This is a genomic window from Bacillus salipaludis (assembly GCF_030938565.1).
GTDB lineage: Bacteria > Bacillota > Bacilli > Bacillales > Cytobacillaceae > Neobacillus > Neobacillus salipaludis_A.
Genome location: NZ_JAVGVR010000001.1, coordinates 3,939,053 through 3,954,426, shown reverse-complemented (window position 1 = coordinate 3,954,426; position 15,374 = coordinate 3,939,053). Strand labels below are relative to the sequence as shown.

Annotated in this window: 12 protein-coding genes; all 12 read left to right on the top strand. The window is 41.0% G+C overall.

Annotated elements, in window-relative coordinates; translation table 11 throughout:
• Nucleotides 1-5: 5 nt before the first annotated feature.
• The 12 genes from RCG21_RS19645 to RCG21_RS19590 all read left to right on the top strand — a co-directional run bounded on the left by RCG21_RS19645 (nucleotide 6) and on the right by RCG21_RS19590 (nucleotide 15,373).
• Nucleotides 6-545, top strand: a complete 540-nt coding sequence (locus RCG21_RS19645) for a chromate transporter (protein ID WP_308913662.1) — start codon at nucleotides 6-8, stop codon at nucleotides 543-545.
• Between the two features lie 21 nt (nucleotides 546-566).
• Nucleotides 567-2,810, top strand: a complete 2,244-nt coding sequence (locus RCG21_RS19640; RefSeq protein ID WP_308913661.1) for an AAA domain-containing protein — start codon at nucleotides 567-569, stop codon at nucleotides 2,808-2,810.
• A 758-nt stretch (nucleotides 2,811-3,568) separates the two neighbouring features.
• Nucleotides 3,569-4,918: an NAD(P)-dependent oxidoreductase gene (locus RCG21_RS19635; protein ID WP_133335581.1), complete on the top strand. Its 1,350-nt coding sequence runs from the start codon at nucleotides 3,569-3,571 to the stop codon at nucleotides 4,916-4,918.
• 39 nt (nucleotides 4,919-4,957) lie between these two features.
• On the top strand, nucleotides 4,958-6,241 hold the full coding sequence (preA, locus tag RCG21_RS19630) for an NAD-dependent dihydropyrimidine dehydrogenase subunit PreA (RefSeq protein WP_133335205.1): 1,284 nt from the start codon (nucleotides 4,958-4,960) through the stop codon (nucleotides 6,239-6,241).
• A gap of 13 nt (nucleotides 6,242-6,254) precedes the next feature.
• Nucleotides 6,255-7,670: a dihydropyrimidinase gene (hydA, locus tag RCG21_RS19625; protein WP_133335207.1), complete on the top strand. Its 1,416-nt coding sequence runs from the start codon at nucleotides 6,255-6,257 to the stop codon at nucleotides 7,668-7,670.
• A gap of 113 nt (nucleotides 7,671-7,783) precedes the next feature.
• Complete coding sequence (locus tag RCG21_RS19620) at nucleotides 7,784-7,996, top strand: hypothetical protein (RefSeq protein ID WP_133335209.1); 213 nt, start codon at nucleotides 7,784-7,786, stop codon at nucleotides 7,994-7,996.
• A gap of 61 nt (nucleotides 7,997-8,057) precedes the next feature.
• Entirely contained in the window at nucleotides 8,058-9,671 is a 1,614-nt protein-coding gene (locus RCG21_RS19615; protein ID WP_308913660.1) for a PucR family transcriptional regulator, read from the top strand.
• A 166-nt stretch (nucleotides 9,672-9,837) separates the two neighbouring features.
• The gene (locus tag RCG21_RS19610; protein WP_308913659.1) at nucleotides 9,838-11,298 is read left to right on the top strand and encodes a CoA-acylating methylmalonate-semialdehyde dehydrogenase; all 1,461 of its coding nucleotides are present in this window, start codon (nucleotides 9,838-9,840) and stop codon (nucleotides 11,296-11,298) included.
• A gap of 104 nt (nucleotides 11,299-11,402) precedes the next feature.
• The gene (locus tag RCG21_RS19605; protein ID WP_308913658.1) at nucleotides 11,403-12,758 is read left to right on the top strand and encodes an aspartate aminotransferase family protein; all 1,356 of its coding nucleotides are present in this window, start codon (nucleotides 11,403-11,405) and stop codon (nucleotides 12,756-12,758) included.
• A 280-nt stretch (nucleotides 12,759-13,038) separates the two neighbouring features.
• Nucleotides 13,039-13,989, top strand: a complete 951-nt coding sequence (gene deoR / locus RCG21_RS19600; protein WP_133335217.1) for a DNA-binding transcriptional repressor DeoR — start codon at nucleotides 13,039-13,041, stop codon at nucleotides 13,987-13,989.
• 6 nt (nucleotides 13,990-13,995) lie between these two features.
• Nucleotides 13,996-14,673, top strand: a complete 678-nt coding sequence (pduL, locus tag RCG21_RS19595) for a phosphate propanoyltransferase (RefSeq protein WP_133335219.1) — start codon at nucleotides 13,996-13,998, stop codon at nucleotides 14,671-14,673.
• Nucleotides 14,651-15,373 (top strand): hypothetical protein, encoded by a 723-nt coding sequence (locus tag RCG21_RS19590; protein ID WP_308913657.1) that lies wholly within the window; start codon nucleotides 14,651-14,653, stop codon nucleotides 15,371-15,373. Before pduL ends, RCG21_RS19590 begins: the two co-directional genes overlap by 23 nt.
• Nucleotide 15,374 lies beyond the last annotated feature (1 nt).

Here is a 15,374-nt window from a genome sequence, read left to right as displayed (position 1 = left end):
AAGATGTGTTACTGCAATTATTTTTATTATTTTTCTTGATCGGTGCCGTTTCTTTTGGGGGCGGATATGCGATGATCCCCGTTATCGAACGGGAAGTGACACAGCGTAACTGGCTGACTACCTCTGAATTTACCGATTTTGTTGGTTTATCCGGTGTGGCTCCCGGTTCCATTGCCTCAAATAGTGCGACTACCGTAGGGTATCATATAGGAGGGATTTACGGTGCGCTGATTTCTTCTCTGGCGATTACCCTACCTTCGCTGATTTTCATTCTCGTGATGGCTAAAAATTATGAAAAAGTGAAAGATCATCAACTTATTACTTCAGCCTTTTATGGACTGCGTCCGATTGTTACTAGTTTGATTATCTATGCAGCCATCAATTTTGCGCTGTCAAATGGGGTTATTGCCTTTGATTTTTCAACAAAGATGGTGGGGATGTTCATCATTTTTGCGGTATCCTTTTGTTCTCTCCTATTTTTAAAACTCCATCCGACGATCGTGATTATCATGTCAGGTATCCTCGGAGTGTTCGTATTTAGATAATATTTTATAAGGAAGGATTTAATGAATTCAATCATTACATTAATAAAAGAATGGCAGCACGCACTGCAGAATGAAATCAATTATTTAAAAAAATTTGGCAGTAATAAGCATATTGTTTCAAATGGTCGTTTTTTAACAAATGACCATTCGTTTACCTATTATTTTGATACCGCAGCCCCTTTAAAAATTCCGGTCGGGTCTACGATAAGACTCGAGTGGGGCGGTCTAAAACAAAACGGGCGGATTTTATCATCAGAGGGCAGAGGAATCATCATCGCCTTAGAGCAATCATGGGGAGATTTGATTCCGGAGGCTTTTTTATTTCATGATCCGTGGGAATTATTGGAACATCTTATTCAACGCTTAGATGAGATAAAAAAAAGCAAGCAAAAACGACTTAGAGTAAGGAGGTTAATGGACCCTTCCATGCCTGCCAAGCATCCTCTCGATAAAATTAAAAGCAATATCCACGAATTGGTATTACGGTCAAAATACAATCCTGTCACATTTGTCTGGGGACCGCCTGGAACAGGGAAAACCTACACGCTTGCTAGGGTGGCAGCAAATAAATATTTTCAGAAAAAAAGAGTCCTGATCCTTTCTCATAGCAATCAAGCTGTAAATGTATTAATTAGTGAAATTTCTCATTTTATCAACAAAAAGCAGCGTTTTCAGGAGGGAGAGGTCCTTCGTTACGGATTTCATTCCGGTGAAGGTCTGCCTAGTGGAGACGCACTGACCACCAGCCAGTTAATTGAAAAGCAGGATCCGGGACTTGCCGAAAATAAAAACATCTTATTGGAAGAACGAAGGATGTTGAAACAAGATTTAGCTCGATCCTTTAGCAAAAGGGATTCCAATCAGCTTTTAGAGCTTGAAACCAAGATTGCCAAGGTTTTAGAGAAGATTCGCCAAAAAGAATTGCAGTTTGTCAAGGATGCACTGATTGTCGGCACAACACTTGCGAAAGCCGCTAGTGATGCTTCAATTTATGAAAAGGATTTTGATGTGGTCATTTTGGACGAGGCAAGTATGGCATATGTTCCACAAGCTGCTTTTGCTGCAACCCTCGGTAAACGAGTCATAATTTGCGGGGATTTTAAACAATTGCCGCCGATTGCTTCAAGCCGTGATGCGTTAGTGGCAAAATGGCTGAGGGAGGATGTGTTTCACCGCGCCGGTGTTGTGGATTGGGTGAATAAAGGGGAACTCCACCCTCATTTATTTTTATTAAAGGAACAAAGAAGAATGCATCCGGAAATTTCTGCGTTCACAAATTGCTATATTTATCAGTCGCTGGTTGGGGACCATATGAGCGTTCAGGACAGCCGTAACCAAATCGTTGAAAAAGCACCGTTCCCGAAAAAAGCATCTATCCTGTTAGACACAAGTTATACGGGAGCCTATTGTATGACGGAGCGGACCTCCAATTCGCGCATGAATGTTTGGCAGCTTTTGCTCTCCTTCCAATTGATTCACGAATCCTATTTAGCTGGGACAAAATCAATTGGTTATGTGACTCCTTATCGTGCTCAGGCAAATTTAATGGAACTTTTACTGAATGATTTGTTTCAAAATGAACGGATGGCTGCTGATATAATCGCTGCTACCGTCCATCGGTTTCAAGGAAGCGAGCGGGATGTAATGGTGTTTGACACTGTTGACGGCTGGCCTCTGGAGCGGGCTGGAATGCTGTTAACTGGCAAGGATAGTGAACGCCTCATCAATGTTGCGATTACAAGGACAAAAGGGAAATTCATCCATGTCAGTAATCAGACCTTTATCTGCCAACATGTTTATCAGGGAAAAACCTTAAGGCAGCTTGTCGACTATCAGAGGAAACAAAATCAAACGGTGACGCAAAAAGAAATTGGGAATTGGATTCAACATCAGCTTCCCCGATTGCAGTGGGTACATGCATTAAAACTGGAGAAGATTTTCCGGGATCTTGATAGAACAAAAAGCTCGATTGTATTATCGCTACCGGATCATACCGTTCTTCCTGAACATTGGCAGAAAAAATTAATGAACCGCAATAAACATGTGCAATTGACGATTCTTTCTTCCAGGCAATGGACAAACCTTCAGCCAAATGAATGGATTTCGAACCGTCCAACCTTCCCGTTTGTGATTTTGGACGAACGTATTTTATGGCTAGGAGTACCATTTGAAGGAGCAATTGAGGCTCGACCGCCTTTTGTTGCTGCAAGAGTTGATTCCGACAAATTAGTAAATTATTTACTAGATCAATTTCAAATACATTAGTAGAAATAAAAAAGTTTTTTAAGAAAGTGCTCTTAAGTGAAAGCTGTGTTAAAGGACAATGTTGATTTTTGAACAACGTTGATTGGAGCGGAAGGCGTGAAGACTCCTCGAAAATGCTAACGCATTTTCTTCGTGCGTGGGCGGATTCGAGGATGCAATTCAATGTCCTGTGGGAGTACGGGGCAGGGGAAGACCCCGCAGAAGCGTAGCGACGAGGAGGCTCCCCGGACCGCCCACGAACCGCACGCGCCTGGAGCGGAAATCAACAACTAGGTTTAACCCAAGCCTAAATGAAAAGAGCGCTTTTTATATATTTTAGATAGTGTCGAAAGATTTATTGCCCAAAAGTAGACATTTATAAAAGTATTCGTGGTATTTTTACAAATTTTTTAATTTCATTATGATAAATTGATAAAGTATCCATAAAAGGTACAAGATTGATACCCTCACAAATTCTGTTTTTCAATTCTAACCCTACACATTTAACATCATTTACTATTTTTTCATTCAATTGAGTCAGAAAATTCATTTTACATATTGGCTAATAAAAGGCTTACATTATTTTACAGATTGTGTAATGAAATGCCTTTCTAGTGTCTGTAAAATAGAATGAGATGCAGAATTTTCTGTAATATTTTTTAAAAAAGGAGGCTAAACTTTTCAAATCTAGTAAACCAATCATTATTTTGTAAAGCGCTTACATTTTTACTAGAATCCTATTCATATATAAGGAGGGTTTCTCATTGGCAAGTGAAAACATGCAGCGTATTTCCTTAACTAATCTTGAAAAGAACTTTCAAGAGGTTGAACCAGCCCTAACGAACCGTGAGGCGATTGAAGAGGCAAATCGATGTCTCTATTGTTATGATGCCCCTTGTATTAAGGCCTGTCCAACCGGAATTGATATCCCAACCTTTATAAAAAAAATTGCCTCTGGAAATTTGCTTGGATCAGCGAAAACGATTATGTCTTCCAACCCTGTCGGCGCCAGCTGTGCAAGAGTATGTCCTACAGAGGAGCTTTGTGAGGGTGCTTGTGTCTTAAATCATTCTACAAAGCCGATTATGATTGGAAACCTGCAAAGATATGCAACGGATTGGGCGATTCAAAATGAACAAACTCTCTTTCAGCCTGGTGAGTCTAACGGAAAGTCAGTTGCCATTATCGGCGGCGGTCCTGCGGGATTATCAGCTGCGAGGGAACTTGCCCGGTTTGGGTATGATGTAACGATTTTCGAAGCTGCAGAAAAAGCGGGCGGATTGAATACCTTTGGGATTGTCTCCTTCCGTTTACCACAATCGATTTCCTTCTGGGAAGTCCATCAAGTTGAAAAATTAAATGTGAAAATCAAGACGAATACGATGGTGGGCAGAGATGTATCACCTGAATATTTAAAGGAAAACTTTGATCTGATTGTTTTAGCAGCAGGGATGGCACATGTTCCGAACCTTGGTATTGAAGGAGAGGAACTAGATGGTGTGCATGATGCAATCGAATTTGTAAAGGCAACAAAGGGCGGACGGCTTGTAAATGACTTGATCGGAAAGCGTGTAGTTGTGATTGGGGCGGGGAATACGGCAATTGACGGTGCAACCTGTTCTGTTCGTTTAGGTGCCGAAAACGTCAAAATTCTTTACCGGAGAACGGAAGAGGAAATGAGCGCTTATGACTTTGAATATGAATTTGCAAAACAAGATGGTGTTGAGTTCCGCTGGTTAACGGCACCAAAGAGGATCCTTGGTGAAAATGGCAAGGTAACTGGTATTGAGTGCATAAAAATGAAGCTTGGTGAACCAGAAAAAGACGGTCGACGCAGCCCTGTTCCAATCGAGGGCTCAGAATTTGTCCTTCCGGTTGATGCGGTGGTAAAAGCAATTGGACAAACAAGGCATTTATCCTTAATCGAGGCACTCGGACTGGAACATAAAGGCGGGGTCGTTCAAGTGAATCAGGAAACTTTCCAAACATCCGAACCGAATATTTTTGCCTGTGGTGATATTGTGTTCGGTAAAGGAAAAGGGGATGCGATGGTCGTTACTGCGGCTAAGCAGGGCAAACAGGTTGCTCACGCCATTCACAAACAATTAAATGTAGTAGGAACCGTTTAATAGATTGATATTATTTTGAAATAGAAGGGAGTAAAAAGGATGGCAGATTTACGAATTAATCTTGCGGGGATCAAGTCTCCAAATCCGTTCTGGCTTGCTTCGGCACCTCCTACGAATTCAGGCTACCAGGTACAGCGCGCATTTGAAGCCGGATGGGGAGGAGCTGTTTGGAAAACCTTAGGTGACCCGATTTTGAACGTTTCCTCACGGTTTGCTGCTGTCAGCTTTAACGGGCAAAGAGTAGCAGGCTTTAATAATATTGAATTGATTACCGACCGCCCATTGGAGGTCAATTTAAAAGAAATCTATGAAACGAAAAAACGCTTCCCGAACCATGCGATTATTGCATCCTTAATGGTGGAGCCAAAACAGGAAAAATGGCATGAAATCGTCAAGCGTGTTGAGGATGTCGGGGTGGACGGTCTCGAGCTCAACTTCGGCTGTCCGCATGGTATGGCGGAGCGGGGGATGGGAGCTGCTTCCGGGCAGGTACCGGCCCTAGTTGAACGTCAAACCTTTTGGGTCAAAGAGGTAGCGAAAACACCTGTCATTGTAAAATTAACGCCGAATATTACCGATATTACGGCGACGGCTGAAGCGGCTGTGCAAGGTGGTGCAGATGCCATCAGTATGATCAATACGATCAACAGTTTAGCTGGCGTTGATCTTGACACGTGGAATACGATTCCACATGTTGCTGGCAAGGGTGCCCACGGCGGCTATTGCGGTCCGGCTGTTAAACCAATTGCCCTCAACATGGTGGCAGAATGTGCCCGCCATCCACGGATCAATGTGCCAATCTCCGGAATTGGCGGAATTTCAAATTGGCAGGATGCTGTTGAATTTTTACTAATGGGTGCAACTGGCGTTCAGGTATGTACAGCTGCCATGCATCACGGCTTCCGAATTGTTGAGGACATGATTGAAGGGTTAAGCAATTATCTTGACCAAAAAGGAATTTCTGCGGTTTCTGAAATTGTTGGGAAATCTGTTCCTAAATATTCCGATTGGGGAAATTTAGACCTTAATTATAATATTGTGGCAAAAATTAATACCGATGTCTGTATCAATTGTAATAAATGCCATATTGCATGTGAGGATACGTCTCACCAATGTATCGATATGCTGACAGATGCAAACGGAAAGGGCTATCTCAAAGTGCGTGAAGAGGACTGTGTCGGCTGTAATTTATGTTCGATTGTCTGCCCAGTCGACGGGGCCATTGATATGATTGAGATCCCAAGCGAGCTGCCTCCGATGACATGGAATGAACGCCAAGCAGCACTCAATGCGGCAACGGAATGTAAAGTAGATATAAAATAGGAGGGGTATTCCCATGAAGAAAATAATAAAAAATGGAACAGTTGTTACTGCTTCCGATATCTATCAAGCGGAAATTTTAATTGAAGATGGAAAGGTAGCTCAAATTGGGACGAACCTCGAAGCACTTGGTGCGGAGGTCATTGATGCAAAGGGCTGCTATGTCTTCCCAGGCGGTGTGGATCCGCATACCCATTTTGATATGCCTTTTGGCGGTACCGTTACAAAGGACGATTTTGAAACAGGGACGATTGGTGCAGCTTTTGGCGGCACAACAACCGTCATTGATTTCTGCTTAACAGACAAAGGGATACCATTAAAAAATGCCATTCAAACCTGGCACGAAAAGTCAGGAGAAAAAGCAGTCATCGATTATGGATTCCACCTAATGATTGGTGAAATTAATGACGATGTGCTTGCCCAGCTTCCGCAAGTCATAAATGAAGAAGGGATTACATCCTTTAAGGTTTTCATGGCTTATAAAAATGTCCTGCAGGCAGATGATGAAACCTTATACCGGACGCTTGCTTTCGCAAAAGAACATGGAGCGCTCGTTATGGTCCACGCTGAGAACGGGGATGTCATTGATTATTTAACCAAAAAGGCATTGGCAGATGGAAATACCGATCCGATTTACCATGCGTTAACGAGACCACAGGAATTAGAAGGAGAAGCAACTGGCCGGGCAGCAAAGCTTACCGGACTGGCAAATTCGCAATTATATGTGGTCCATGTCACCTGTGCGGATGCAGTAGAGCAGATTGCTGAAGCCCGCAAAAAAGGTTTTAACGTATGGGGAGAGACTTGCCCGCAATATTTGGTTCTCGACCAAAGCTATTTGGAAAAACCTAATTTTGAGGGAGCAAAATATGTATGGTCACCGCCTCTTAGAGAAAAGTGGAATCAGGATGTGTTGTGGAACGCTTTAAAGAATGGCGAGCTGCAGACACTTGGCTCTGATCAATGTTCTTTTGACTTCAAGGGGCAAAAGGAATTAGGCCGAGGTGATTTCTCAAAAATTCCAAACGGCGGGCCAATTGTTGAAGATCGTCTTTCCATCCTGTTCTCTGAAGGAGTAAAGAAAGGCAGAATCAGTCTGAATCAATTTGTTGAACTTACTTCAACAAGGGCTGCTAAACTATTTGGTTTATTCCCGAAAAAAGGAACCATCGCAGTAGGGGCAGATGCTGATATCGTCATCTTTGATCCAAATGTTGAACGTGTGATTTCAGCTGAATCCCATCATTTGGCTGTTGATTATAATGCTTTTGAGGGCATGAAGGTAATAGGTGAACCAGTTTCAGTTATGGTACGTGGTGAATTTGTTGTCCGGGATAAGCAGTTAGTTGCAAAACCAGGAACTGGTCAATTTTTAAAGAGAGCAAAATACAATACTCCAGTCATTCAAAGTGAATCATTACCAATTAACTAAAATAACTCTACGAATCTGTAATTTGTTATATATAGAGATTTTTAGATTCGACCATTTAGGAAGGAAACAGAGGCCTTTTTGTAGAAAGGATAGTATTGAATCGGAGGGATACCATGTCAGAGCATCAGCAGTTTCTAGCTGAACGGGATAAAATAGATTTTCTTATTCAAAATGGTTTTCGTATTCAGCGGGTCAATGAACATTTAAATGGTGCATCTGTAGATTTTGTTCATCCTGAAGAAAAAAAGACAGAAACACTTCTGATTGGAACTGCAAATGCCAGAAAGTATTTTTCTAGTTTGCTTATTCAACAGAGTCAAAGCTGATAGATTGAAAGAGGATTGGTGCCCGCACCAATCCTTTAATACATAAAAAGGGGCCAGATACATGAAAGAAAATTTCCAGCTTAAGGTCTCCGATATTTTACAGCGCAAGCACTTTGAAAATGCGATGGTGGTTGCTGGTGCTGAGGGGCTGCATCACATTGTCAAATGGGTTCATGTCGTTGAAGTAAAAAATATCCGAAATTTATTAAGCGGTCAGGAGCTTATTTTATCAACAGGTGTTGCCTGGCAAGAGGACCATCTATTTTTTACAATGGTTGAACAATTAATTGAAAATCAGGCGGCGGGCTTATGCATTGAGCTTGGAACCTATTTAACTGAAATTCCATCTGAAGTGATTGAAATTGCCAACCAGCATCATTTTCCTATCATCGCTTTTCAACAAGAAGTTCCCTTCGTTGAAATTACACAGGATATTCATTCCTTGATGATCAATCAACAATATCGAATGATTTCTGATTTAGAGAACTATTCACAAAGTCTGAATAAACGGCTGTTATCTATTGAAACGTATGAGGATATCCTCCAATTTATTTTTTCGTCCTTAGATGTTCAAATTATTTTCCGTCTAAGAAATCAGGAATACGAGTTTGTTCCTGAAATCAATGGCAATGATCAAAAAGCTTTAATTAAAGAACTGGAAGGTGCAAAAGCTGGGATCAATCGTCAATTTGCCTATGCACCAATTTATTTGTTTGGCCAGGAATATGCAGAGTTATATCTGTTCTCACCTGAGCTTCCAATCAGTGAGTTTGATTTACTGATTTTAGATCGCACCGCAACAGCCTTGGCACAGCATTTGTTAAGGGATTTGTATGTGGAGGAGAAAAAACGGGTTGAAGAATTTGAATGGCTTCAAGGGTGGTTGGACGGCGAACATTCAGAGGAAGGGATAAACGAGTATTTACTTGAGCAAGGGTTCAAGCCGAAAACAAGTGATGCCGTTGTTTTAATTGCAAAGGTTTCTGCGTTAAAGGAAAAATCCAGTCAAGATGTAACCTACTTAAAACTATTATTCCGATCTGTTTTTGAACAAAATGGCTTTGCTGTATTTTCCGTCGAGAAACGCAATTCCTTGGTGTTTATTTTGTTAAACAATCGAACGAAAAAGAATTTAAAGGAACGAATCAAAAAGGCTATTGAGTCCATCCATGAATCTGAGTTCATGAAAAAACAAAACACAGCCAAAATGTTTATTGGAACCGGCAGGTTTGTCGAATCTCTTTGTAAACTCCATAAAAGCTATTTTACCGCAAAGGAAACAGTAAGAATTCATCAGGAAATGACAAAAAAAGAACTTTATACCTTTTATGAAGATTTACATCTCTATCGACTCATTTCGCAAATAAATAAACATATAGATTTACAGGAGTTAGTCTTAGAATACTTACAGCCCGTTATACAATATGACCAAAAATACAATGGTAAGCTGCTTGAAACCTTAAAGGCGTATTTGGAATGTAATGGGTCAAAACAAGAAACTTCAAATAGGCTTTTTATCGTGAGACAGACCCTTTATCATCGTTTGCAAAAGCTCGAAAACCTATTGGGTCCGGACTTTATGGAGCATGAAAAACGTGTAGCTATTGAATTTATGATTCTTGTTAATGATTATTTAGCTCCATCTGGGCAAAAAAAAGAATTTAAGGCAAGGTAGTCTTGAATATTCGAATAATATTTTAGAAGAGTGTTCATAGTGTAGAAAAAATAATGCTCGCCTTTTTACACTTTGTCTAATGAAAGCCTGTTGATTATGAGCGATAATTAACACATAGGGATTTTTAATATTCATAAAATTATGATTAAAAATAGGAGGTCAAAATATGAGCGCAATTAAAAATGATACTTTAGTTTTAAAAAACTATATTAACGGTGAGTGGGTAAGCTCGAACAGCGAGCAAACATTAGATGTGCTGAATCCGGCAACGAATGAGGTAATTGCAAAGGTTCCTGTTTCAACAAAGGAAGATCTCGAAAAAGCTGTCGCAGCGGCAAAGACAGCCTTTAAAGAATGGAAAAACGTACCGGTTCCAAAAAGAGCACGAATTCTATTTAAATTCCATACTCTCTTATCTGACAATCATGAAGAGCTTGCTAGATTAATTGTTCGGGAAAATGGTAAGGCTTACAAGGAAGCCCACGGAGAGGTGCAGCGCGGGATTGAATGTGTTGAATTTGCTGCAGGTGCTCCAACCTTAATGATGGGTGAAACGCTATCGGGGATTGCGGAAAATATTGATTCTGAAATGTTCCGTTATCCACTTGGAGTTGTGGGAGGAATTACGCCATTTAACTTCCCAATGATGGTTGCCCTTTGGATGTTCCCAATGGCCGTTGCTTGTGGAAATGCCTTTGTTTTAAAACCATCTGAGCGCACACCGCTTTTGGCTAACCGTTTAGCTGAACTATTTACAGAAGCCGGGGCTCCAAAAGGAATTTTAAATGTTGTACATGGTGCACACGATGTTGTAAATGGATTACTTGATCATAAAGATGTTGCTGCTATCTCCTTTGTAGGATCTCAGCCAGTTGCCAAATATGTATATGAGCGTGCAGCTGCAGAAGGCAAAAGAGTTCAGGCATTGTCCGGTGCGAAAAACCATCATATCGTAATGCCGGATGCTGATTTAGACAAGGCTGTTCAAAATATTATCAGTTCTACATTTGGAAGTGCCGGCCAGCGTTGTATGGCATGTAGTGCCGTGGTCGTTGTTGGGGATAATGCTCCATTTATCGAGGCATTAAAAAAGGAAGCAGATGAATTAACCATTGGAAACGGTATGGAAGACGAGGTGTTATTGACTCCTGTTATTCGGAAAGAACAACGGGAACGAGCACTTGGATATATCGAAAAAGCGCTTCAAGAGGGTGCTGATTTAATCCGGGACGGCCGCAGAGAAATGAATGATCTTCCGGAAGGGAATTTCTTAGGACCTACTATCTTTGACCATGTGACACCGGATATGACGATTGCGAAAGAAGAAATTTTCGGTCCTGTTTTAAGTCTTCTGCGTGCAAAAGACTTAGATGAAGGTTTGGAATATATCCGTAAATCAAGATTTGGGAACGGAGCAACCATTTATACAAATGATGCCAAAGCAGTCCGTCAATTCCGTGAAGAGGCAGAAGCCGGCATGCTCGGAATTAACGTAGGTGTCCCTGCAACAATGGCCTTCTTTCCATTCTCCGGCTGGAAGGATTCCTTCTACGGTGATCTCCATGTTAACGGAAAAGATGGCTTAAACTTCTATACTCGTAAAAAAATGATAACTTCACGTTTTTAATAAGCCTTCTTGCTAATTTGGGGCTTTTCACCAAAGCCCCCTCAGCGCATCAGAAATAGTGAAGAATATACTATTACAAGAGCATGAAATGGAGTGTGGAGAAAATGGTTCAAACAAGTGGATCACAGGAAACATTACTTGAACAGGATGATCGTTATCTTTGGCATGCGATGAAGCCGTATAATCCGAAAGCAACGATCGTGGCCCAGAAGGCCGAGGGTTCATGGATTACCGATACTGACGGAAATCGTTATTTAGATGCTATGGCTGGTCTATGGTGCGTCAATGTTGGTTATGGAAGACAGGAGCTCGCAGAAGCTGCCTATGAGCAATTAAAAGAAATGGCCTATTTCCCGCTTTCCCAAAGCCATGTTCCAGCTATTAAACTGGCAGAAAAACTAAATGAAATGCTTGGGGAAGAATATGTCATCTTTTTCTCCAATAGTGGTTCCGAAGCAAATGAAACTGCGTTCAAAATTGTACGCCAGTACCATCAGCAAAAAGGCGATCACAATCGCTATAAAATTGTTTCCCGCTACCGAGCATACCATGGGAACTCAGGTGCCGCTTTAGCAGCAACTGGCCAGGCACAAAGAAAATACAAATACGAGCCTCTTTCTGCTGGTTTTGTTCATATCGCTCCTCCAGATTCGTATCGTGATGATACAAATGTATCCGATCCGCATCAATTGCAATCTGTTAAGGATATTGACCGTGTTATGACGTGGGAACTTAGCGAAACAATTGCCGCGATGATTATGGAACCAATTATCACGGGTGGAGGAATTCTTGTTCCACCGGAAGGGTATATGAAGGCAGCAAAAGAAATCTGTGAGAAGCATGGTGCCCTTTTAATTGTGGATGAAGTCATCTGCGGATTTGGCCGCACCGGGAAACCATTCGGATTTATGAACTACGGGGTGAAGCCTGATATCATAACAATGGCAAAAGGTATTACCAGTGCTTATCTTCCATTATCCGCAACAGCTGTTCGAAAGGAAATTTATGAAGCGTTTAAGGGTACGGAAGAATATGATTATTTCCGCCACGTCAACACCTTTGGCGGGAACCCGGCAGCTTGTGCCTTGGCACTGAAAAATCTTGAAATCATGGAAAATGAAAAATTATTTGACCGATCCCGTGACCTTGGGGCAAGGGTATTGAATGACTTAAAGAACTTGCTGCAAAACCATCCATATGTTGGGGATGTTCGCGGTAAAGGCCTTTTAATCGGACTTGAATTAGTAAAGGATAAGGCGACAAAGGAACCACTAGATGTTGCTCTAGTCAACCAGGTCATTGCAAGCTGTAAGGAAAAAGGTTTATTAATTGGTAAAAACGGGGCAACAGTTGCCGGATATAATAATGTTTTAACCCTTTCACCTCCATTAAATATAGAAGTGGAAGATTTAGAATTTATTGTAAAAACGTTAACGGAAGCATTAAATAAATTGGTATAAAATAAAGAATCACTCGCAATCCTAGGATTGCGGGTATTTTTTATGTAAATGTCAATGGTTCATTTTATAGACAGTTTCTTGGGAATCGAAAGAATTTTGTCTAATATATTTTAAAAAAATGTCGGAATTTTTCGAGAGAGACAATTGACAGTAAAAAATGGTAAGTTATAATAAAATTAACAAAAGTTCAAAAAAATTTTTACATAATTTCAACCTTTTAAAATTTTAAATGTTAATGAAAACGGTTTCTTTTAAAAACATAATCTTAGGAGAATTTACGATGGCGGATGAAAAACTTTTGCGGTTGGTGGAGGCAGCTAAAATGTACTACCAACTAGATTACGGTCAGCAGGAAATTGCCAAAAGACTAGGTATTTCCCGTCCAACCGTATCCAGGCTCCTTGTCCAGGCAAAACAAGAGGGTATTGTTCAAATTAAAATTTTTAATCCAACCGAAGATGTTGAGCAAATTGCAAGGCAAGTGAAGGAAAAGTTTCAGCTTAAACACTGCGTTGTTACACCTGTAGCAAGCTTTGAAGATCCACTAATAAAAGAAAAATTGGGTGGGGCCGCGGCCGATTATCTGTATAAGATTGTGGAAAGCGGCGATACAATCGGGATTACATGGGGAACCACAATATATCAACTCGTGAAAAAAATGCAGCCGAAGAATGTAAAGGACGTTACCATTGTCCAGTTGAACGGTGGGGTAAGTTATTCAGAGTCCAACACATATGCTGCAGAGATTGTTAATGGATTGGCAAACGCTTTTAATACAACTCCTCATTTTTTACCAGTACCGGCTATTGTGGATTCGAATGTTGTCAAAGAGGCGATTGTGGCTGACCGACATGTGAAAAAAACACTAGAGCTTGGGAAAAAAGCCAATATTGCCATTTATACAGTAGGGGAACCGGATGTGCAATCGACTCTAATGCAAGCAGGCTATTTTTTCGATAAAGATATTGAAATTTTAAGGAAAAACAAGACAGTTGGGGATATTTGTTCGCGGTTTATAAATCAGGAAGGGCTAATATGCAATGAAACCTTAAATGATCGTACCATAGGGATTCAACTGTCAGATTTAGCTGAGAAAGAATATGGGATTTTGCTGGCAGGAGGAGCATCGAAAATTGATGGTATTTACGGTGCGCTAACCGGCCGGTATGCAAATATTCTGATTACCGATCAGTATACAGCGAGGTCATTACTGGAGATGGAGAGTGATTGACCAGGAATGAATAAAGAAAAAATTCAAGCGATTGTCGAGGAAGTTGTAAAAGCATCGCTACAAGAATTAAAATTTGTGCCGATCGCAGCTTCAAATCGGCACATCCACTTGTCAGGAGAACATGTAGACCGATTGTTCGGCAGGGGTTACAAATTAACAAAACTTAAGGAGTTATCACAGCCGAACCAGTTTGCTGCTAAGGAGACCGTTACACTGATTGGCCCTAATGGAAAAATCCAAAATGTCCGCGTCCTTGGCCCTTCCAGAGGAAAGACCCAAGTGGAGATATCCTTATTTGATGGCTTTACACTTGGGGTAAATCCCCCAATCCGTCAATCAGGTGATCTTAAAGGTTCAGCAGGGATTACGATTCAAGGACCGAGGGGGCAAATCCAAATTCAAGAAGGGCTTATTTGTGCCGCACGGCATGTTCATATGCATCCAAGTGATGCTGAAAACTTTGGCGTTTCCGATGGCGATTATGTTCAAGTGAAAACACGGGGAGAGCGGGGAATTATTTTTTCCAATGTTCTTATTCGAGTTTCTCCCAAGTACAGGCTTGAGATGCACCTTGATCTAGATGAGGCCAACGCTGCCAATCTTAAAAATGGACAATTGGGAGAAATTGTTTCCATTGAAAGGAAAGGTGGTGGCCAATTAAATGGATTTGAACGAAACGGTTAAACAAATTGTTCAGAAAGTAGTCGAAGATTACGTAAAGCAGCTATCACAACATCAGGGCAGGAAGCCGATTACCATTCTATTAGGTTATCAAACTATAAATCAAACAGAAATTTTGGAAGCGGTTTCTACATTGCAACAGTCCTATGATGTTAAAGTACTTTTAACAAAGGAGTGGGAGCTGTCTGAACTGAACGAAACCAAGTACATTCTTATGGAAGATTCCACTCAACAGGCATTGATGGAGATCATTAACCAAACATCAATTTTGGTTATTCCGGCTGCGTCCTATCAGCTTTTAACAAAGCTTGCATTATCCATTGATGATGAAGCTGCCGTCTGGTTCACGATTCAAACCCAATTACTTGGGAAGCAGATTGTGATTGCCAGTGATCAGGTTGAACCCAATGTTTATCAACAAATACTTGCACCATCATCCGTCCTGGAGCGTTTACAAGGCTATATTCGTCAAATCCAGACAGATCAAGTGAAATGGGTACCATTACGGAAATTAGTCCAGACCGTTGAACAGCAAATGATAGATAACGAGGATAAGCAGCCTCTTATTTTAGGTAAACATATTGAAAAAGCATATCAAGAAGGGTTAAAGGAAATTGCCACACCTTTTAAAAGCAGGATAACGCCTGTTGCCAAGGACCTTGCAAAAGAATTCAACATTAAAATTAGTCCTCTAAGGGGGTGAA